This is a genomic window from Brevundimonas sp. (assembly GCF_018608325.1).
Taxonomy (GTDB): Bacteria; Pseudomonadota; Alphaproteobacteria; order Caulobacterales; family Caulobacteraceae; genus Brevundimonas.
The window spans coordinates 3,087-21,892 of record NZ_JABAZW010000072.1 but is presented as its reverse complement, the minus strand read 5'-3'; the positions used below and the strand labels follow the sequence as shown (position 1 = coordinate 21,892).

General features: G+C 65.8%; 11 protein-coding genes and 1 tRNA gene. 7 read left to right on the top strand and 5 right to left on the bottom strand.

The window, feature by feature from the left end; translation table 11 throughout:
- Nucleotides 1-26: 26 nt before the first annotated feature.
- The 3 genes from QZ281_RS07600 (at nucleotide 27) to QZ281_RS07590 (ending at nucleotide 3,895) form a co-directional block, all read left to right on the top strand.
- Nucleotides 27-1,784 (top strand): DUF885 domain-containing protein, encoded by a 1,758-nt coding sequence (locus tag QZ281_RS07600; protein ID WP_292226719.1) that lies wholly within the window; start codon nucleotides 27-29, stop codon nucleotides 1,782-1,784.
- Complete coding sequence (locus QZ281_RS07595; RefSeq protein ID WP_292226716.1) at nucleotides 1,784-3,562, top strand: DUF885 family protein; 1,779 nt, start codon at nucleotides 1,784-1,786, stop codon at nucleotides 3,560-3,562. The genes QZ281_RS07600 and QZ281_RS07595 overlap by 1 nt, the downstream gene beginning before the upstream one ends.
- Before the next feature lie 256 nt (nucleotides 3,563-3,818).
- Nucleotides 3,819-3,895: transfer RNA gene (locus QZ281_RS07590), tRNA-Arg, on the top strand.
- A 78-nt stretch (nucleotides 3,896-3,973) separates the two neighbouring features.
- On the opposite strand, the gene QZ281_RS07585 is transcribed toward QZ281_RS07590, so the two are convergent.
- Entirely contained in the window at nucleotides 3,974-4,126 is a 153-nt protein-coding gene (locus QZ281_RS07585; RefSeq protein WP_292226715.1) for a hypothetical protein, read from the bottom strand.
- A 320-nt stretch (nucleotides 4,127-4,446) separates the two neighbouring features.
- Between QZ281_RS07585 and QZ281_RS07580 the strand changes: the two genes are divergently transcribed.
- Nucleotides 4,447-7,869, top strand: coding sequence for a polysaccharide deacetylase family protein (locus tag QZ281_RS07580; RefSeq protein ID WP_292226714.1), 3,423 nt, complete (start codon nucleotides 4,447-4,449; stop codon nucleotides 7,867-7,869).
- Nucleotides 7,870-8,074: 205 nt separating this feature from the next.
- Here QZ281_RS07580 and QZ281_RS07575 read toward each other — a convergent pair whose 3' ends face one another.
- The gene (locus tag QZ281_RS07575; RefSeq protein WP_292226713.1) at nucleotides 8,075-9,469 is read right to left on the bottom strand and encodes a metallophosphoesterase; all 1,395 of its coding nucleotides are present in this window, start codon (nucleotides 9,467-9,469) and stop codon (nucleotides 8,075-8,077) included.
- A gap of 189 nt (nucleotides 9,470-9,658) precedes the next feature.
- Between QZ281_RS07575 and QZ281_RS07570 the strand changes: the two genes are divergently transcribed.
- On the top strand, nucleotides 9,659-11,899 hold the full coding sequence (locus QZ281_RS07570) for a TonB-dependent receptor (RefSeq protein WP_292226712.1): 2,241 nt from the start codon (nucleotides 9,659-9,661) through the stop codon (nucleotides 11,897-11,899).
- Nucleotides 11,900-12,019: 120 nt separating this feature from the next.
- On the opposite strand, the gene QZ281_RS07565 is transcribed toward QZ281_RS07570, so the two are convergent.
- The gene (locus QZ281_RS07565; RefSeq protein WP_292226710.1) at nucleotides 12,020-13,231 is read right to left on the bottom strand and encodes an LL-diaminopimelate aminotransferase; all 1,212 of its coding nucleotides are present in this window, start codon (nucleotides 13,229-13,231) and stop codon (nucleotides 12,020-12,022) included.
- Nucleotides 13,232-13,525: 294 nt separating this feature from the next.
- Here QZ281_RS07565 and QZ281_RS07560 point away from each other — a divergent pair, with 294 nt between their 5' ends.
- Together QZ281_RS07560 and QZ281_RS07555 are read left to right on the top strand one after the other, a co-directional pair.
- Nucleotides 13,526-14,521, top strand: coding sequence for a flavin reductase family protein (locus QZ281_RS07560; RefSeq protein WP_292226709.1), 996 nt, complete (start codon nucleotides 13,526-13,528; stop codon nucleotides 14,519-14,521).
- 66 nt (nucleotides 14,522-14,587) lie between these two features.
- Nucleotides 14,588-15,775 carry an acetyl-CoA C-acyltransferase gene (locus tag QZ281_RS07555; protein ID WP_292226708.1) on the top strand — a complete coding sequence of 396 codons (1,188 nt, stop codon included), beginning with the start codon at nucleotides 14,588-14,590 and terminating at the stop codon, nucleotides 15,773-15,775.
- Between the two features lie 448 nt (nucleotides 15,776-16,223).
- On the opposite strand, the gene QZ281_RS07550 is transcribed toward QZ281_RS07555, so the two are convergent.
- Both QZ281_RS07550 and QZ281_RS07545 read right to left on the bottom strand, forming a co-directional pair.
- Nucleotides 16,224-16,487, bottom strand: a complete 264-nt coding sequence (locus QZ281_RS07550) for a hypothetical protein (protein WP_292226706.1) — start codon at nucleotides 16,485-16,487, stop codon at nucleotides 16,224-16,226.
- Between the two features lie 87 nt (nucleotides 16,488-16,574).
- The gene (locus QZ281_RS07545; protein ID WP_292226704.1) at nucleotides 16,575-18,671 is read right to left on the bottom strand and encodes an ATP-binding protein; all 2,097 of its coding nucleotides are present in this window, start codon (nucleotides 18,669-18,671) and stop codon (nucleotides 16,575-16,577) included.
- Nucleotides 18,672-18,806 lie beyond the last annotated feature (135 nt).

The window sequence follows — 18,806 nt, the reverse complement described above, 5'->3', positions numbered from 1 at the left end:
CGCGGCGTCGGACGGGGAATTGGGGCATGAACCGGCGGCAGATGCTGGCAGGCGTCGCGGCGGCGGCTGCGGCGACGGGGATCACGGGTGATGCGGCGAGGGCGGCGGGTGCAGCGGGGCCGGACGACACCCGACTGGCCGCCATGCTGGATCGGCATTCGCTATCGCTGCGAGCGCTCGGCGGGGATGACGACGGCCCTGTCGGCGATCGGTCACTGGAGGGCAGGGCGACCGCCCGCCGCAGCAACACTCAGCGGATGGCTGAGCTGGCGACCGTGTCGCGCGACAGCCTGTCAGTGACCGCCCGGATCGACCGCGACACCGCCGCCTTTGTCTACAGCGTGCTGGACGATCAACTGGCGCGGCCCGGCACGATCGATCTGGACCTGCGTCCCAGCCCCTATGTGGTCAGCCAGATGAACGGCGCCTACTACTGGCTGCCGTCGCAACTGGGCGCGCGGTTGAAGCCGGACGATGCCGCCAGCCGCAGCGCCTATCTGGACAATATCGCCGCCCTTGCGCGGGGCGTTGATCAGGAAAGCGAACGCATCCTGCACGACGGCGGGCAGGGTGTGATACCGCCTGATTTCGTCCTGGCCTCGACCCTGACACAGGTTCGGGGATTGCGTGACAGCGAGCCTGCCGCCAATCCCCTGCTGTCGCGCGCCGTCTCTGCCGATCCTGAACTGGCGGCGCAGGCCGTGCAGCAGTTCCGCCAGCTGGTCGCGCCTGCGCTGGATCGTCAGGCGGCGGCGCTGCAGACCCTGACGACGCACGCCGTCTCGACGGCGGGCGTCTGGGCTCAGCCGGACGGAGAGGCCAACTACGCCTCATCCCTGCGGGCCAATACGACGACCAGCATCCCGCCCGCAGACTTGCACCGGATGGGCCTGGGCTGGGTGCGCGATCTCAGCCACGAGATCGACCACGATCTGCGTGCCGTCGGCCTGACCGAAGGATCGGTTGGAGAACGCATCGCCGCCCTGAACATCGACCCGCGTTTCCGTCAGCCGGATACGGATCAGGGTCGCGCCGCGGTCAAGCAACAGGCCGCGGCTTATCTGGCGGCGGCGCGGGGGCGTCTGCCACGCGCTTTGAGCCCGCTGATCGACACGCCGGTCGAGGTGCGGCGCATGCCGCGCACCAGCGAAGACAGTTCGCCCGTCGCCTTCTACAACGCCGGCCATGACGGGGCGCCGGGGGGCGTGCTGCTGAACCTGAAGACGCCCAGCGACCTGCCGTCGTGGCGCCTGCCGACCCTGATCCACCATGAGGGCGTGCCTGGACACCACACCCAATCGGCGGTGATGCGCGACGCGGGCGCCCTGTCGGCCTTCCGCCGTACGGCGCGCTTCTCGGCCTGGACAGAGGGCTGGGCGCTCTATGCCGAACATATGGCCGATGAGATCGGCGCCTATCAGGACGATCCGTTCGGCCGCATCGGCTATCTGCAGGCCCAGTTGTGGCGCGCGGGGCGCGTGGTCGTCGACACGGGCCTGCACCACGAACGCTGGAGCCGCGATCAGGCGGTCGCCTATATGGTGGATGTCGTCGGCGAGTTGCCCGGCCCGACGGCGCGAGAAGTCGACCGTTACTGCGTCTATCCGGGGCAGGCCTGCTGTTTCATGGTCGGCAAGCAGCAACTGGTGGCGTCGCGCGAAACGGCCAGGGCTGCGATGGGCGGTCGGTTCGCCCTTGGCGACTACAATAATCTGATCCTGCGTTCCGGACCGCTTCCGATGGAGGTTCTGGACGCCATGGTGCGACAATGGAGTGCTGCGTAATGCGTCGTCGTGATCTTCTGGCCGGTGCTGCGGCGCTGGGTGTTCTGACGCCGTTGTCGGCTTGCGCCAGCACGGGCGCCGCTTTGGGCGACGCGTCCGCCGACCGCCGTCTGGCAGCGATGCTGGAGCGTCATGCTGAAGCCCTGAGCGAGCAGGACGGGGGATCGGATCGTCTGGGCGACTATTCTCTGGCCGGGCGGGCCAAGGCGCGTCAGGCCAATGCCGCGCGTCTGGCGGAACTGCGTACTGTGGACCGTGCGGGCCTGTCGCCTCGCGCCGCCGTCGACTACGACACGGCCCTGTTTGTCTATCAGGCGATGGACGATCAGTACGGGCGCTACGGCTTCTCCGACATCAACCTGCGCCCCAGCCCCTATGTGGTCAGCCAGATGAACGGCGCCTATTATTGGCTGCCCGAAGGTATCAGTTCGCGCTCGCCGATGGCCACGGGGGCGGACGCCGACGCCTATCTGGCCAAGCTGAACCAACTGGCCGTGGTGCTGGATCAGGAAACCGAACAGATCGTCCATGACGCCGGTCTGGGCGTCATCCCGCCCAGCTTCATCCTGGCCAAGACGGTGGCGCAGATCGGCAAGCTGCGCGACACGCCGACGGACGAAAACCCACTGCTGGCCTCGGCGTTCGAACGTGCGCGTTCTGCCGGTCTTAATGATCTTCCGACCCGCGCAGAGGCCGTGTTCCGCGCCCGGATTCAGCCCGCCCTGGCACGCCAGATCGACGTCCTGTCGGCCCTGAAGCCGCGCGCCACGGATCAGGCGGGCGTTTGGGCCAAGCCGGACGGCGAGGCCTATTATGTTTCGGGCCTGCACTCGAACACGACCGCCAGCTACACCCCTGCGGAACTGCACCAGTTGGGCCTGAAATGGGTGCGTGACCTGTCGTCAGAGATCGACCGGTTGCTGCGCGAACAGGGTCTGACCGAGGGCAGCGTCGGCGAACGCATGACCAAACTGGACCAGGACCCACGCTTCCTGAAGCCGGATACAGAGGCGGGTCGCCAGTCCATTATCGATGCCGCCAATGCGCGTCTGGACGTGGTGCGCGCCTGCCTGCCGCGCGGCTTCACGGTTATTCCGAACGATCCGGTCGTGGTTCGGCGCGTCTCGCCCGCCATCGAAAATGGCGCGCCGGGCGGCTTCTACAGCGCCAGCAACGACCCGGCCCAGCCGTCGGTCATCTTCATCAATCTGCGCTCGGTCGAAGAAAACGCCCTGTGGCGCATCCCGACCCTGCTGCATCACGAAGGCATTCCGGGCCACCATTTCCAGTTCAGCGCTTTGAAGGCCGCTGGCGAGTTGTCCCTGTTCCGCCGCACGGTGCGGTTCTCGGCCTGGACCGAGGGCTGGGCGCTCTATGCCGAACAGCTGGCCGATGAGATCGGCGCCTATGAGAACGACCCGTTCGGCCGCATCGGCTATCTGCAGGGGCAGTTGTTCCGCGCCTGCCGCGTGGTCGTCGACACGGGCCTTCACCACGCGCGCTGGACGCGTGATCAGGCCATCGACTGGATGGTCGCCAATGCGGGCGAACACCGCGACGCCGCCGAACGCGAGATCGACCGCTACTGCGTCTATCCGGGTCAGGCCTGCAGTTTCATGGTCGGCAAACAGGGTATCCTGGCCTCACGCGAAAAGGCCCGCGCCACGCTGGGCGATCGTTTCGACCTGCGCAAATACAACGACCTGATCCTGGCCTCCGGTCCTCTGCCGGTCGATGTGCTGGACGCCATGGTCGCACAGTGGGCGGCGAATGGCTGATGACGCCTTCATTATGCGTTGGGCGACTTGGGGTGGCTGAGAATAGGAGAGGATTACAGGCACCGGTCTAGAATTCGATCCTTAAGAGAGAATCGACGAGGCGCAGGCGCGTTGATAAGCAACATTAGAGGGTGACTTTCGGAGAGAAATGTCTCCGGAATCACATTGTTTGTTCTCGCCGAGCGGAAAAAGCCGGGACAGCGCTTGCACCATTCGATGTGAGCCGCTACAGACCCGCCCTCGCCGCGAGGCAGACGCACCCGTAGCTCAGCTGGATAGAGCACCAGACTACGAATCTGGGGGTCAGGAGTTCGAATCTCTTCGGGTGCGCCATCTCTCCCAAAAATATGTTCGACCGGCTTCGAGCCGTGCTGCGTCTGTCCGCTGACGGCGTCTAACCGATAGCGCCGCCTAGAACCGGCCCTCGGCCTTGGAGCGGGCGCGGTTGGCGGCGCGGTCTTTGCGGCGCTGGCGGCGGGCGGAGATTTTCAGGCGGTCGTCAAGCAGCAGGAAGGCGAGAACTGCGCTGGCCGTTACGACAAATCCGATCGCCAAGATAAGCACGCGCGCTCCGAAGGACGTTACTTTGAGGGTATGGCGCGATCCTAGGATCGACGTTGATCTCGCTGTCCGGGACAACTCGCCAGTGAGTTCGCGGGGGTGTTAACCATTAGTGACATGAAACTCAAATTCACGTCGTATGGCTTCGGTGGATAAAGATGATGGAGGCCCGATCCTCCAATGGCTCGTCGCCCGTCTGCGCTCTTAAAGAGCTGGCATCAGGCCAGTTGGGCGCGGGGATCGCAAGGCCCACATCTCGCCGTTCTTCGCTCTTATGCGGCAAAGTGACGCGCAATTAAGCGCGGCCGCTCTATAGATGCTGCATGTCCGATCCTTCGCGCGCTGATCATCACGAACCGTCCGTGTTTCTGGATGCGACGGGGCGGCGCGCGCGGCGGCTGCGGTGGGCCGCGGTGGCCGCCGCCTGCCTGGCCACGGTGGTGCTGGTCAGCTTCATCGCCAGTCTGGTGATCCTGCCGCGTTTGACGGGGGTTTCGTTCACGGCCCCGGTGCAGACGGCCTTTGCGCAGCACCTGCATGGGGCCGAGCATGCCCTGTTGCGCCACATCTCTGTCGAGGATCGCCGCAAAAAGCCGGTTTCAGCCGGACAGGACGCCGCCATCGCAGGCGCCTGGTTCGCGCCGTGGGAAGACGGGGCGCTGGATTCCTTCGTGCGCCATGCCAAGAACTTGACGCACGTCTATCCGACCTGGATCCAGGTGCGGCCGGATGGTCAGGACATCCTCACGTCGGACTGGAACCCGCAGACCAGCCCGACGACCAACGCCCTGGTCGCGGCGGCCCGCACCAATGGCGTGCGCATCGTTCCGGTCGTCAGCAATGCGACCGAAGGCCAGTTCGACAGCGCCCGCATCGACCAGATGCTGGCCCCAGAGAACAGCCAGCGCGTGATGGATCGTCTGGTCGGCTTTGTGCAGACCAACCAGTACGCAGGCCTTCAGATCGACTTTGAACTGCTGACGCCCAGCCAGATCGCGCGCCTGACGCCATGGCTGGCCCAACTTCGCAGCCGCCTGAACACCCAGGGCAAAGAACTGTCGATCGCGCTGGAAGTCAGCATGAGCGACCATGACATCAGGGCGCTGGCTGATGTCGTCGATTACGCCCCCATCATGGCCTATGACGAGCATGGCGAGGACAGCCAGCCGGGACCGATCTCGTCCATCGGCTTCGTGCACAAGGCGCTGGAGCGGTTCACCAGTCTGGTGCCAGCGGATCGGCTGATCCTGGGCATCGGCGTCTATGCCTATGACTGGCGCGATGACGGTTCGTCGGCGGAATCCCTGACGACCACGGCGGCGCTGGCGACGGCGCGCGGTTACCGCCCGGACGATGATCCGGCCAAGGTCATGGACTTTGACGACCAGGCCCTGCAGCCGACCTTCCGTTACACCGATGATCAGGGGCGCAAGCACGAGGTCTGGCTGCAGGATGCGACATCTGTGGCCAATGCCATGACCATCAGCCGGGGCAGGGGGCTGCGCGGCGCCGCCCTGTGGGCGTTGGGAGAGGAAGACCCGACCACCTGGCATATCTTCGGCCGCAACGCCGTGCCGCAGGCTCAGCTGGCCTCAGCCCTGTCGAACGTGACCCTGAAGCAGCAGATCGCCTTCACCGGTCAGGGAGAGTTGCTGAACGTCATCGACACCCCGCACCCCGGTCAGCGCAACATTGAGGTCGATCCGGCCAGTGGTCTGATCGTCGACGAGGTGTGGAAACGCTGGCCATCGGCCTGGACGGTGCGGCGCACCGGCGCGCCCGATCACACCCTGGCCCTGACCTTTGACGACGGCCCCGATCCGCAGTGGACGCCCAAGGTTCTGGATATTCTGAAGGCCAAGGGGGTGAAGGCGACCTTCTTCATGATCGGCGGCAATGCGGCGGCCAATCCCGATCTGGTGCGGCGCGTCTATGCCGAGGGGCACGAGATCGGCAACCACTCCTTCACCCACCCCAACATGGCCCATGTCGATGACCAGCGGGTGCAGTTGGAGCTGACGGCGACGGATCGGGCGCTGGAGAGCATTCTGCATCGTCAGATCACCCTGTTCAGACCACCCTACAACGCCGACTCAGAGCCTGAAACCTATGGCGAAATCCTGCCGATCGCGGTGGCGTCGCGGCTGGGCTACACCACGGCGGGCGAGTCTATCGACCCCAACGACTGGAACCTGACGCGGATCGGACCGGATGGAAAACCGCGTCGCCTGCAGCCGCAGCAGATCATCGATGACGTCCTGGCCCAGGCCAGCGCCGGGCACGCCGTGCTGCTGCATGATGCGGGCGGGGATCGGTCGGCGACGGTCGCAGCCCTGCCTCAGTTGATCGACGCCCTGCGTGCACGGGGCTATCAGTTGACGACAATCGGCGGACTGGTCGGGCAGACGCCGGAACAGACCATGCCGCCTCTGCCGGCCAATGAGCAGTCGCTGATTGCGGCGGACTCAGCGGCCTTTGGCTTCTCGCACTTCATGGGGGTGGTGCTGTTCTGGGGCTTCACCCTGGCGATTGCGCTGGGACTGGCGCGGATCGTGCTGATGCTGGCGCTGGCGTCGCGCCGTCGTCGCCGCCCGCCGGAACCGGTCGAGGGCGCCGCCCCGCCCCGCATCGATGTGCTGGTCGCCGCCTATAACGAAGAGACGGTCATCAACCGCACTGTCTCCAGCCTGTTGAGCAGCGAGGGCGTGGATGTGCGGGTCATCGTCATCGATGACGGGTCGAGCGACGGCACGCTTCAGGCGGTGACCTCGGTCTATGGCGCCGATCCGCGCGTGTTGATCCGCACCAAGCCGAACGGCGGCAAGGCCTCGGCCCTGAACCTGGCCTTGATGGAGGCGACTGCCCCGGTCGTGGTGGGCGTGGACGCCGACACCCAGCTGTCCATCGATGCCTTGGCGCGGCTGGCCGCCTGGTTCGTTGATCCCGCTGTCGGTGCGGTCGCGGGCAATGTGAAGGTGGGCAACCGCCGGGGCCTGGTTACGCGCTGGCAGTCGATCGAATACATCACCAGCCAGAACATCGACCGCCGGGCGCTGGCCCTGCTGAATGCGGTCACCGTGGTGCCGGGCGCTATCGGCGCATGGCGCACCGAGGGGCTGAAGGCGCTGGGCGGCTATCGTTCCGACACCCTGGCTGAGGACATGGACCTGACGTGGCGGGTGCGTGAGGCCGGTTGGGTCATCGCCAATGAACCGGAGGCTTTGGCCTTCACCGAAGCCCCGTCCAGTCTGAACGGCCTGTTGAAACAGCGTTTCCGCTGGAGCTTCGGCACCCTGCAATGCCTGTGGAAGCACCGGCGGTCGCTGTTCCGTCACGGCTGGTTCGGCAAGCTGGCCCTGCCCAGCCTGTGGCTGTTCCAGATCATGGGGCAGGTGCTGGCGCCGCTGATCGACCTGCAGATGCTGCTGGCGTTGGTGATTCAGGGGCTGACGTGGCTGTCGACGCTGCAGCATTCCGACGTCAGCGCCGCGCCCAATCCGATGCTGTGGTTCACCCTGGCCGTCTATGTGGCCTTCACCGGGCTGGAGCTGCTGGCGGGCTGGATCGCCTACGGGTTCGATCGTGAGAAACGCGGCGACCTGTGGCTGCTGCCGACCCAGCGGATCGTCTATCGCCAGATCATGTACATCGTCGTCTGGCGCGCCCTGACGCGGGCGGTGTCGGGGCTGGGACAGGCGTGGGGCAAGCTGCACCGCACCGGCGATGTGACCCTGCCGAACGGATAGGGCCAAGAATATCCTGCGTCATTCCGGGGCGTCCGAAGGACGAACCCGGAACCCAGGAGGCCCACATCTGACGTTGAATGCGTCTGGTGGCGCGACCGTGATCCTGGGTTCCGGGTTCCTCGCTCCGCTCAGCCCCGGAATGACGATCTGGGGAGGTCGCAACGAATGCCGGTTGAACCCGGGCCGTCGTGTCACGTCGCGGCGATCAGCGGTGCTGGATCGCTGCGGTCGCCACGGCCTTGACCTTCAGGTCGGGAACCTCGGTGAAGACCAGATCGGTGACGCCGAAATATTCGGACTGGTTGGTCGCGCACCAGTCGTTGGTGACGATGCGGATCGGACCCGTCGCAGGGGCATCCAGCGTCGCCCCATAGACGAAGTCGCCCAGACGGTCGGCGAAGGGGATGGGCCGGTCCTGATTGGCGCGACGCATCAACTGGGCCAGACGCTCGGGCGTGACCTCGGCGACCATCAGCTTGCCGTCGAAACGGACGATGGCGTCGAAGGCGTAGCGTGAGACGGGACCGTCAGGCAGGCCGGTGCCCAGTGTGGTGTGGCCGATGAAGCCTGCCTGTGCGCCTGCGGCCCGCGCCAAGGCGGCGGCGACGGCGCGTCCGGTGTCGCCCAGCGACAGGGCGGCGGGCGACATGCCGATCACGGCGGTTTCTTCCGGCGTCAGGGTCGTGGCCAGGGTCGAGGCGATCAGGTTTGCGATGCGCGGCGACGGGGCGGCGGTTGCCGAAACCGGCGTGGACGCAACCTCGCCCGTGCCATCGGTCCGCAGGGTCAGGGTCGTATAGGCGGCGGCCCACGACCCAGTGTGGGCGTACAGGCTGCGGCCCTGGCGATGCTGGAACAGCAGATGGTTATGCCCGCCGATCATGTGTGCGCCATCGGGCAGCAGGGGCAGGATCTCGCGGTCCTTGGACACGCCCGCGTGGCTGAGGACCAGCACATGGTCCGCACCCTTTATGGCCTCGGCCAGATTGGCCCGCGCCCATTCGCCGGGAACGGGGATGTTCAGGCTGGGGCGGCTGGCTGCGGGATAGGTGTTGATCGAGTTGGTGCCCACGCCGACGACGCGCAGGGTCCGGTTTGGCCCGAACGGAACATCGACGGCGGAAGGTGCGAACAGGGCGCCGGTGCGGGTGTCGATGATGTTGCTGACGACCGTGACGCCCAGTCCCTGCAGGCGGGCGACGACCTCGGCCAGTTCCGGGGTGATGTCGTTGTCGTGGTTGCCGATGTTGAAGACGGTCGGCGCGATCCGGGGTAGTTCGGCCAGAAAGGCCCAGTCGATGACGCCGCCGGAACGGACGGTGACGACATTGCCGTGTTCGAAGCTGTCGCCGTCGATGGCGATGATGTGCGGCACGGGCTGGGAAGCGACCTCGGCCTCCAGCGCGGCCAGAAGCGGCCCCAGACGGTCATAGGCCGAATGGATGTCCGACATCGCCAGAATGCGGCCCATGACAGGGGCTGTGCTGACAGGGGGCGAATCCGCCTGAGCTGTGTGGGCGATGACGGGGGCGGCGAAGGCGGCTGCGGCCAGCCCCTGCAGCAGGCGTCGGCGGTGGGGCAGGGGGGCAAAGCTTGGCACGGCCGAGTTTATTTCCATCATTTTCCCCGTGGCGCAACGCTGCGGGCGTGGATTGCGCGAACGGAACGACTGTTTTCCGCGGCCTGTGGTCGCGTCGTCAAATCTTCATAAAAGAACACTGTTCATACATGGAGGTTCGGTCGCGCCGCGCCTAGAGGGAGCCGCTTCTTCCCCGGGGATACTCATTTCATGTCACATCGTCTCACCGCGCTCGCCGTATCGGTCAGCAGCTTTGCCCTTCTTCTTGCCGCTCCGGCTCTGGCCCAGTCGGCCGATGCGCCGTCGAACGCCGCCAACATCGACGACATCGTCGTCACCGCTCAGCGTCGCAGCGAGAACATCCGTGAAGTGCCGTTCGCGGTCACGGCGATGAATCAGGAAACCCTGACGACCATCGCTGCTGGCGGCGCAGACATCTTGTCGCTGTCGGGCCGCGTCCCCAGCCTGCAGATCGAAAGCTCGAACGGCCGTTACGCTCCGCGCTTCTACATCCGCGGCCTGGGCAATGTGGACTTCGACTTCACCGCCTCGCAGCCGGTTTCGGTCGTGCTGGACGACGTGGTGCTGGAAAGCGTCTACCTGAAGGGCTTCCCGATGTTCGACGTGCAGCAGCTGGAAGTGCTGCGCGGTCCGCAGGGCACCCTGTTCGGTCGCAACACCCCGGCAGGCGTGGTCAAGATCGACACCGTCAAGCCGTCGGACGACCTGACGGGCTATGGCTCGCTGACCTACGGCAACCTGGGTTCGACCCGCGCCGAAGCCGGCGTCACCCTGCCGCTGTCGGACACTCTGTCGATGCGCGTGTCGGGTCTGTGGAACCACCGCGATGACTGGGTCAACAACGCCTATGACGCGCCCTTCGCCAAGAAGGACGGCAAGGATCTGGGCAACTTTGACGACATCGCCGGACGCGTTCACGTCGCCTGGACCCCGACCGAGCGCCTGTCGGCCCTGCTGACCCTGCAGGCCCGCGACTATGACGGCACCGGCACGATGAACCGCGCCAACGCCTTCACCAAGGGCTCCAACAAGCTGAACGACAACTTCGACCGCAAGACGGTCTGGTACGACGGCGGCCGCAACAACTTCCAGCGTCAGAAGACGACCTCGGAAACCCTGCAGGTCAACTATGACTTCGGCCCCGCGACCCTGACGGGCGTGGTCGGCGCCTACCAGGGTTCGTCGGCAGGCGATGGCGACATCGACGGCGGCGTGGCCTCGGCTCCGGCGGGTTCGCCCTACAAGACGCCGTACAATGTCGAAAGCGGCACCCTGTCCAGCGACCTGCAGCAGAACACCTATGAACTGCGTCTGGCTTCGAACGGCGACAATCGTCTGGGCTGGCAGCTCGGCGCCTTCTACTGGCAGGAGCGCATCAACCTGGTCTCGGGCACCTTCAACGGCGTTGGCGGTCTGATCCCGACCAAGGTGACCGACATCACCCAGAAGTCCGACTCCTGGTCGGTGTTCGGTCAGGCCAACTACCGCGTGACCGACGCCCTGAAGGTGACGGCGGGCGTTCGCTACACCGAAGACAACCGCGACTATCTGGGCCGCATCACCATCGGCTCGCCTGCGAACGGCCAGGGCGCGATCTCGGTCGGCGACGAGCAGGTCAGCTGGGACGTCAGCGCCCTGTATGAAGTCAACGATGCGGTGAACCTGTTCGCCCGCGTGGCCAAGGGTTACCGCGGTCCGTCGATCCAGGGCCGCAACCTGCCGGTCCTGACCACGGCGAACTCGGAAACGGTGATGTCCTATGAAGCCGGCTTCAAGAGCCGTCTGTGGGATGGCCGCGCGCGCCTGAACGGCACGGCCTACATCTACGAAGTCGACGACATGCAGTTCACCGCCATCGGCGGCGCCGACAACTCCAACCGCCTGATCAACGCCGAGAAGGGCGAAGGTTATGGCCTGGAATTCGACGGCGACGTCTATCTGGGCGCAGGCTTCAGCCTGTCGGCTGGCGCGGCGTGGAACCACACCGAGATCAAGGACAAGAACCTGCTGGTCGCCATCTGCACCGGCGGCTGCACGGTCACCGATCCGATCGTCAATGTCGCGGGCCAGAACCGCGCCAAGATCGACGGCAACCCGTTCCCGCAGGCGCCGGAATACACCGCCAACCTGACGCTGAACTACGTCCGCGCGCTGGGCAACGACACCGAGCTGTTCGCCTCGACCGACTGGGTCATGCAAAAGGACTTCAACCTGTTCCTGTACAACGCGGTTGAGTTCAAGGTGGACACCAGCTTCGAAGGCGGCCTGCGCGCAGGCTGGCGCGACCTGAACCGCGGTCTGGAAGCCGCCGTTTACGTCCGCAACATCACCGATGAAGCCAATGTCATCGGCGCCATCGACTTCAACAACCTGACCGCCTTCGTCAACGAGCCTCGCACCTACGGCGTTCAGGTCTCCAAGCGCTTCTAAGACCAACGCGCTTTTCCAAGACTAAAAAGCCCCCGTCGATCTCATCGACGGGGGCTTTCCTTATGGGCCGCTCGGCGGTGAAGCCGCGTCAGGTTCAAGGGCGATCAGCCCTCGACACGATCAGTCCCCAACACGTCCGGGCGGAACGTTCACGCCCCGCGACTTCAGGAACACCTTGATGTTGCGCGCGGCCTGACGGATGCGCTGCTCGTTCTCGACCATGGCGATGCGGACGAAGCCTTCGCCGTTTTCGCCGTAGCCGACGCCCGCCGCGACCGCGACCTTGGCGTGGACCAGCAGCTGTTTGGAGAATTCAAGACTGCCCAGGTGCGCCAGCGCGGGCGGAAGCGGCGCCCAGGCGAACATGGAGGCGGCAGGCTTGGGGATTTCCCAGCCGGCGCGGGCGAAGCTGTCGACCAGCACGTCGCGACGGCGGTGGTACAGTTCGCGGTTCTTGTCGACGATGTCCTGCGGTCCGTTCAGCGCCGCACAGGCCGCCGCCTGAATGGGCGTGAAGGCGCCATAGTCCAGATAGGACTTCACCCGCGACATGGCCGCGATCAGCTTCTTGTTGCCGACCGCGAAACCGATGCGCCAGCCCGCCATGCTGTAGGTCTTGGACAGGGAGGTGAACTCGATCGCCACGTCCTTGGCGCCCGGCACCTGCAGGATCGAGACGGTGGGCTTGCCGTCGTAATACAGCTCCGAATAGGCCAGATCGCTGATGATCCACAGGTCGTTGGCCTTGGCGAAGGCGACGGCGCGTTCATAGAAGGCCAGATCGACCGTCTCCGCCGTCGGGTTCGACGGATAGTTCATCACCAGGATCTTGGGCCGAGGCACGGTGAAGGCCATGGCCCGCTCCAGCGCCTCGAAATATTTCTCATCGGGCGTGGTCGGCACGCTGCGGATCGTGGCCCCGGCGATGATGAAGCCGAAGGTGTGGATCGGATAGGACGGATTGGGCGCCAGGATCACATCGCCCGGCTCGGTGATGGCGGTGGCCAGACTGGCCAGACCTTCCTTGGAGCCCATGGTGACGATGACCTCGCTCTCGGGGTCGACGTCGACGCCGAAGCGGCGGCCGTAATAGTTGGCCTGGGCGCGGCGCAGGCCCGGAATGCCCTTGGACTGCGAATAGCCGTGGGCGTCAGGCTTGCTGGCCACCTCGATCAGCTTGTCGATCACGTGCTGGGGCGGGGGCAGGTCCGGGTTGCCCATGCCAAGGTCGATCACGTCCTCGCCCGCCGCTCGTGCCGCCGCTCGCATCGCATTGACTTCAGCAATGACGTAGGGCGGCAACCGCCGCATGCGGTAGAATTCTTCGGACATTGGGTAAGCTCGTGACCAGATCGTATCTGAGCGTGAGGGCAAGGTCAGACACTGCGCCTGACGGCCAAGACCCTTCTATAACCGCGACGCCGAACGCAAGCGGCCAGTGCGTCGAAGATGCGATTAGCGCACGATCGTTTGGCCGGAACCGCTGTGGGGTTCCGGCACAAGCATGAAACATGCGTCCGCTTTAATCCGGGGGCTGATTTGCGGCGCCTGAACTGAAACGCGGCTTGCCATACAGGCGCGGCGTCGGGCAGGAGGTCCGGTTGATGGGCCGGTCTATGGGCGGACATGCACGAACTTGATTTCCAATCCTGGGGTCGCACGGACGATCCGGCGGTCGTGATCTGCACGACTGAGGCGGACAGCGCCGACTGGCGCGCGTGCGCCGAGGTTCTGGCGGGGGCGGGACGCCATGTCCTGATGCCGCGTCTGGTCGATGCGGTCGATGTCCTGCCGCGTCTGCGTGAGGCGCTGGCGGGGCTGCCTGCCCGACCCGTGCTGGTGGCGGCGGGGGCGTGGGCGGCTGAGGCCCTGAAGCTGTTTTCTGACGTCCAGACGCCGCTGCTCAGTGGTCTGGTGCTGGTCGATCCGACTGGCGCGGCGGATGCCGAGGTTCAGATCAATACCCCCTCGCTGGTGGTCGGGCAGGGGGCGCAAGCCGCCGCCTTCGCCGCTGTGCTGAAGGTCGAACCTGTTTCGTCCAGCGATGCCGTCGCGGACCTGAACGGGCCAGACGCGCTGGCCGCCGTGCTGCTGGGCTATCTGGAACAGTGCGCGCCGCGTCAGGCCGTGCATTACGAGGCCGGGTCGGACGCGCGGGTGCTGCGCGACGCCATGGGCTGTTTCGCCACCGGGGTCACGGTGGTCACGACGCGAGACGAGAACGACCAGCCCATCGGCCTGACCGCCAACTCCTTCACCTCGGTGTCGCTGGACCCGCCCTTGATCCTGTTCTGTCTAGCCAAGGCCTCGGCCAGTCTGGAGCGGTTCCGCGCGGCCCCTCACTTCGCCGTCAATGTGCTGCACATCGGCCAGCAGCCGACCTCCGGCGTCTTCGCTCGCCCGTCGTCCGACCGGTTTCAGGGCGTCGAGTGGGAGACGTGGGACAGCGGCGCGCCCATCCTGTCCAACTCGCTGGCCAGCTTTGAGTGCGACGCCGATCAGGTGGTGGATGCGGGCGATCATCTGGTCTTCATCGGCCGGGTGACCCGCGCGCGGTTCGAGCCGCATCGCGACCCGCTGCTCTATTTCCGTGGCAAATACAGGCGGCTGCATTTCTCCTGAGCCCTCGCGGTTCACACGGGCCTGACGGATCGCTATCTGTCCCTCAAAGATAAAGAGGAAACCGTCATGGCCAACGCCGATCCCGTCGTCATCGTCTCCTACGCCCGTACACCGATGGGCGGGTTTCAGGGCGTGCTGGCCGACGCCAAGTCCACGGATCTGGGCGCGGTGGCGGTGAAGGCGGCGCTGGAGCGGGCCGGTCTGGACGCCGCCAAGGTCGAACAGATCATCATGGGCTGCGTCCTGCCCGCCGGTCTGGGCCAGGCGCCTGCGCGTCAGGCGGGCATCGGCGCGGGCCTGCCGGTCTCGACCGAGGCGACCACCATCAACAAGATGTGCGGCTCAGGCATGCAGGCGGCGATGATGGCGCATGATGCGCTAGCCGCCGGTTCCGCCGACGTGATCGTGGCGGGCGGCATGGAGTCCATGACCAACGCCCCGTACCTGATGCAGAAGCACCGGGGCGGCGCCCGCATCGGCCACGACGTCATTTCCGACAGCATGTATCTGGACGGGCTGGAGGACGCCTACACCCCCGGCAAGCTGATGGGACAGTTCGCCGAGGACACGGCCAAGGCCTATCAGTTCACGCGCGAGCAGCAGGACGCCTACGCCATCGAAAGCGCGGGCCGGGCCAAGCGCGCGCAGGACAGCGGCGGCTTCGATGCTGAAATCACCCCGGTCGAGGTCAAGACCCGCAAGGGCTCGGTCACCGTGGACCGCGACGAACAGCCGACCAAGTCCGACCCGTCCAAGATCCCCAACCTGCGCCCCGCCTTCGGCGCTGACGGCACCATCACCGCGGCCTCCGCCGCCTCGATCTCTGACGGCGCTGCGGCTCTGGTCATGATGCGCCAATCGACGGCCGAGGCGCTGGGTCTGACGCCGGTGGCGCGCGTGGTGTCACAGGCCGCCCACGCGCACGAGCCGCACCTGTTCACCACCGCCCCGGTCTTCGCCCTGCAAAAGGCGCTGAAGAAGGCGGGCTGGAGCGCCGAAGACGTGGATCTGTGGGAGGTCAACGAGGCCTTCGCCATCGTGCCGATGATCGCCATGCAGGAGCTGGGCATCCCCCACGACAAGATCAACGTCAACGGCGGCGCCTGCGCCCTGGGCCACCCGCTCGGGGCTTCAGGAGCGCGCGTCCTGACCACCCTGCTGTCCGCCCTGAAGGCGCGCGGCAAGACCAAGGGCATGGCCGCCCTGTGCATCGGCGGCGGCGAAGCGACCGCGATGGGCGTGGAGCTGGTCTAGAGAGGGCTGCGGGTCTCCACAGCAGACGTTGCGAGCGTCCGCCAAGGGTGGGAAGCGGATGTCAGCCTAGGAGACGTGGTCCTCGCGCCAGAGGACTTCATCTCTCCAGTATCGGATCAGCGGAGGGGCATCTTCGAAGCGAAGCTCAAACCAGAACTGATCGCCCCAAAGTGCCACGCTGCCATCGGTCGTGCCGCTTAACACCGTTGCTCCGCTGGAGAGCTACGCCGACTAGGCAGGCCAGTATCCAGAACGGCGCCGCAACGGCGTAGATCATGATCATCAGCGGCACTCCATTGGAGTGATGACTAGATCACAGGGCGGCCGCAATGTCCGCAACGGAGGATTTACGAAGTTGGCGTCCCGCCGAATACCGGACATTGGGCTGATCGCTTTCAGGCGGACCTGCCCAGCGTCTGAGAAGGTAGTTAGCCGCCCTTGATAGGTTTCAACGCCGCTTCTGACGCAGCCAAGCGACTTGGCGCGCGGTCATCCTGATACCGAACCACAGCACCTGCGCACTTACTCCGGTGAGGGCGATGCCCTGCATCACCTCCATCGAGGTCATTGCGTGGCTCCCTGACACCAAGTCAGGCCAATGAGTGATGACCTGCCACAAGAGCACCCCCGGAAACGCCGCACCAAGTAAGGTGATCATCGTGCCGTTCAGCAGTCCGGCCCAAGCGCTTTCAATATTGTCAGGGTCTTCCATACGGCAATTATATCGGCGTTCTCAATGTCCGCAACGGGTCGAAAAGCGACATCGCTTTCCGGGCTCGCATAGCGTCAGGCGAATGCGCTACGCCGCGAAGGCGGGGATCATCGGCTCGACGTTGCTGACCGGGCGTTTCACCGGCAGGTCGAAGCTGACGGTGGTGCCGACGCCGGGTTCGCTTTCCATGGTCAGTTGGCCGCCGTGCATTTCGATCAGGGACTTGGTCAGGGCCAGGCCCAGGCCGGTGCCTTGCGTGGTCTTGGAGTGCTGGCCCTCGACCTGTTCGAACGGGCGGGCCAGACGGACCAGATCTTCGGGGGCGATGCCGATGCCGGTGTCGGCGCAGGCGACGCGGATGCGGTCTTCGCCGTCCAGTCCCTCGAACCGTTTCAGCGACACGGTGATAGAGCCGCCTTCGGGTGTGAACTTCACGGCGTTGGAGATCAGGTTCAGCATGATCTGTTTCACGCCGCGGTGGTCGGCGTCGATCTCGGGGATGTCGCGCGCCTCGACATAGATCTTCAGCCCGGCGTCCTGAACCTTGCCGCGCATCAGGCGCACCGCGTCCTCGCAGATCTCGGTCATCGACACGGCTTCGTAGTGCAGGGTCATCTTGCCCGCCTCGATCTTGGCCATGTCGAGGATGTCGTTGATCAGGCTGAGCAGGTGCTGACCCGACTTCAGGATGTCGCCAGCATAGCCCTTGTACTTCTCGTTCAGCGGCCCGAACAGTTCGCCGGCCATGATCTCCGAGAAGCCGTTGATGGCGTTCAGCGGCGTGCGCAGTTCGTGGCTCATATTGGCCAGGAACTCGGACTTGGCCTGATTGGCGGCCTCGGCGCGGGTCATGGCGACCTCGTACTTGCGGGCCAGCAGGGCCAGGTTTTCCTGGCTGCTTTCCAACTGGATCACCATCTGGCGCAGGCTGTCGGCGGCGCGGTGCAGTTCGACTTCCTGACGCTTGATGGCGGTGATGTCGGCGGCGGTGACGACCGAGCCGCCTTCCGAGGTGAACCGCTCGGACAGTTGCAGCCAGCGCCCGTCGTGCAGTTCGACCTCGCGCAGGCCTGCACGGCCGTCGGCGGGGGCGTGCTCGGCCTTGATGGCCAGGGCGGCGATGCGGTTCAGCTCATCCTTCTGGGCGCCGCGACGCACGACGCCGGGGCCAAAGCCGAAGGCGTCCTCGAACGCCTGGTTCCACAGGATCAGGCGGCCCTGCCGGTCGAATAGGACGAAGGCGTCCGAGATGCTTTCGACCCCGTCACGCAGGCGGCTTTCGGCGGCCTGGGCGGCGGCCTTGGCGCGGCGGGCCTCGGTGATGTCCAGGGCCACGCCCAGAATGGCGGTATAGCCTGTGTCGCCGCGTGCGCCGCGCGCCTGTCCACGGGCGTCGATCCAGCGCGTGCGGCCGACCTCGTCGGGGACCGGGAAGGTGACGGCGAAGGCGCCATAGGCGGCGGCCTGGCGCAGGGCGTGTTTCACCTCTTCGCGGAACCGGGGATGGATGCGCGCCAGCACCGTTTCGGACTTCACCGCGCCGCCGCTCTCAAAGCCCAGCAGGGTGGCCATATAGTCGGACAGGGTGACTTCCTCGCCCGCCAGGTCCCATTCCCAGACGCCGCATTTCGCAGCTTCGACGGCGACGCGGAAGCGTTTCTCGGACGAGGCCCATTCGCGGCTCATCCGCGCCTGCGACACGCGCTGCAGCAAGACCAGCAGCAACATGCCAATGCCCAGGAACAGCGGCACGGCCAGTATCCAGGCGTCGTTGATCATGGCGCGCCCGCCCGTCAGCGGGGCGGGCGATGCGGCGATGGCGATCAGGCCATGCCGGTCCAGGGCCTCGGCATAGACATCCGTCGTCCTGTCCCCGCGCGTGATCGACCGGGGCTTGGCGTCCGCCAGCAGGCCTTCATGCGAGAGGCCGACCACGTCCTGAACGCTCTGGCCGACCTCTGCCGTCGTCGGCGAGGCCAGGATGACGCCGTCTGCAGACGCCAGACGCAGGCTGGCGATGTTGCGCTCGTCTGCGGGCGGATTGATCTGTGCGATCAGACGTCGGCCCTGGGCGGCAGGGCCGTTCAGCAACAGCGACTTGTCGGCGGACAGACGCAGGTCGCCGTCGGTCGCGTTCAGGCCGGATGCGAAGGAACGGGCTTCGGCCCCGGCGGACGCCAGCACGGCGCCGTTTGCGCCGATGACGCCGAAGGGAATGCCGGGCGCGGCGCGGCGGGCGGCGTCGAAGGAGCCCGCGGAGATGCGCGTGTCGCACGCCTGCGTAGCTTAGGGTTAGGGTTAGGGTCTAGGGTTAGGGTT

Coding starts and splice junctions, on each gene's coding strand:
- QZ281_RS07555 (WP_292226708.1), top strand. CDS start 14,588: ATGGCCAACGCCGATCCCGTCGTCATCGTCTCCTACGCCCGTACACCG.
- QZ281_RS07580 (WP_292226714.1), top strand. CDS start 4,447: ATGTCCGATCCTTCGCGCGCTGATCATCACGAACCGTCCGTGTTTCTG.
- QZ281_RS07570 (WP_292226712.1), top strand. CDS start 9,659: ATGTCACATCGTCTCACCGCGCTCGCCGTATCGGTCAGCAGCTTTGCC.
- QZ281_RS07600 (WP_292226719.1), top strand. CDS start 27: ATGAACCGGCGGCAGATGCTGGCAGGCGTCGCGGCGGCGGCTGCGGCG.
- QZ281_RS07565 (WP_292226710.1), bottom strand. CDS start 13,231: ATGTCCGAAGAATTCTACCGCATGCGGCGGTTGCCGCCCTACGTCATT.
- QZ281_RS07550 (WP_292226706.1), bottom strand. CDS start 16,487: ATGGAAGACCCTGACAATATTGAAAGCGCTTGGGCCGGACTGCTGAAC.
- QZ281_RS07595 (WP_292226716.1), top strand. CDS start 1,784: ATGCGTCGTCGTGATCTTCTGGCCGGTGCTGCGGCGCTGGGTGTTCTG.
- QZ281_RS07560 (WP_292226709.1), top strand. CDS start 13,526: ATGCACGAACTTGATTTCCAATCCTGGGGTCGCACGGACGATCCGGCG.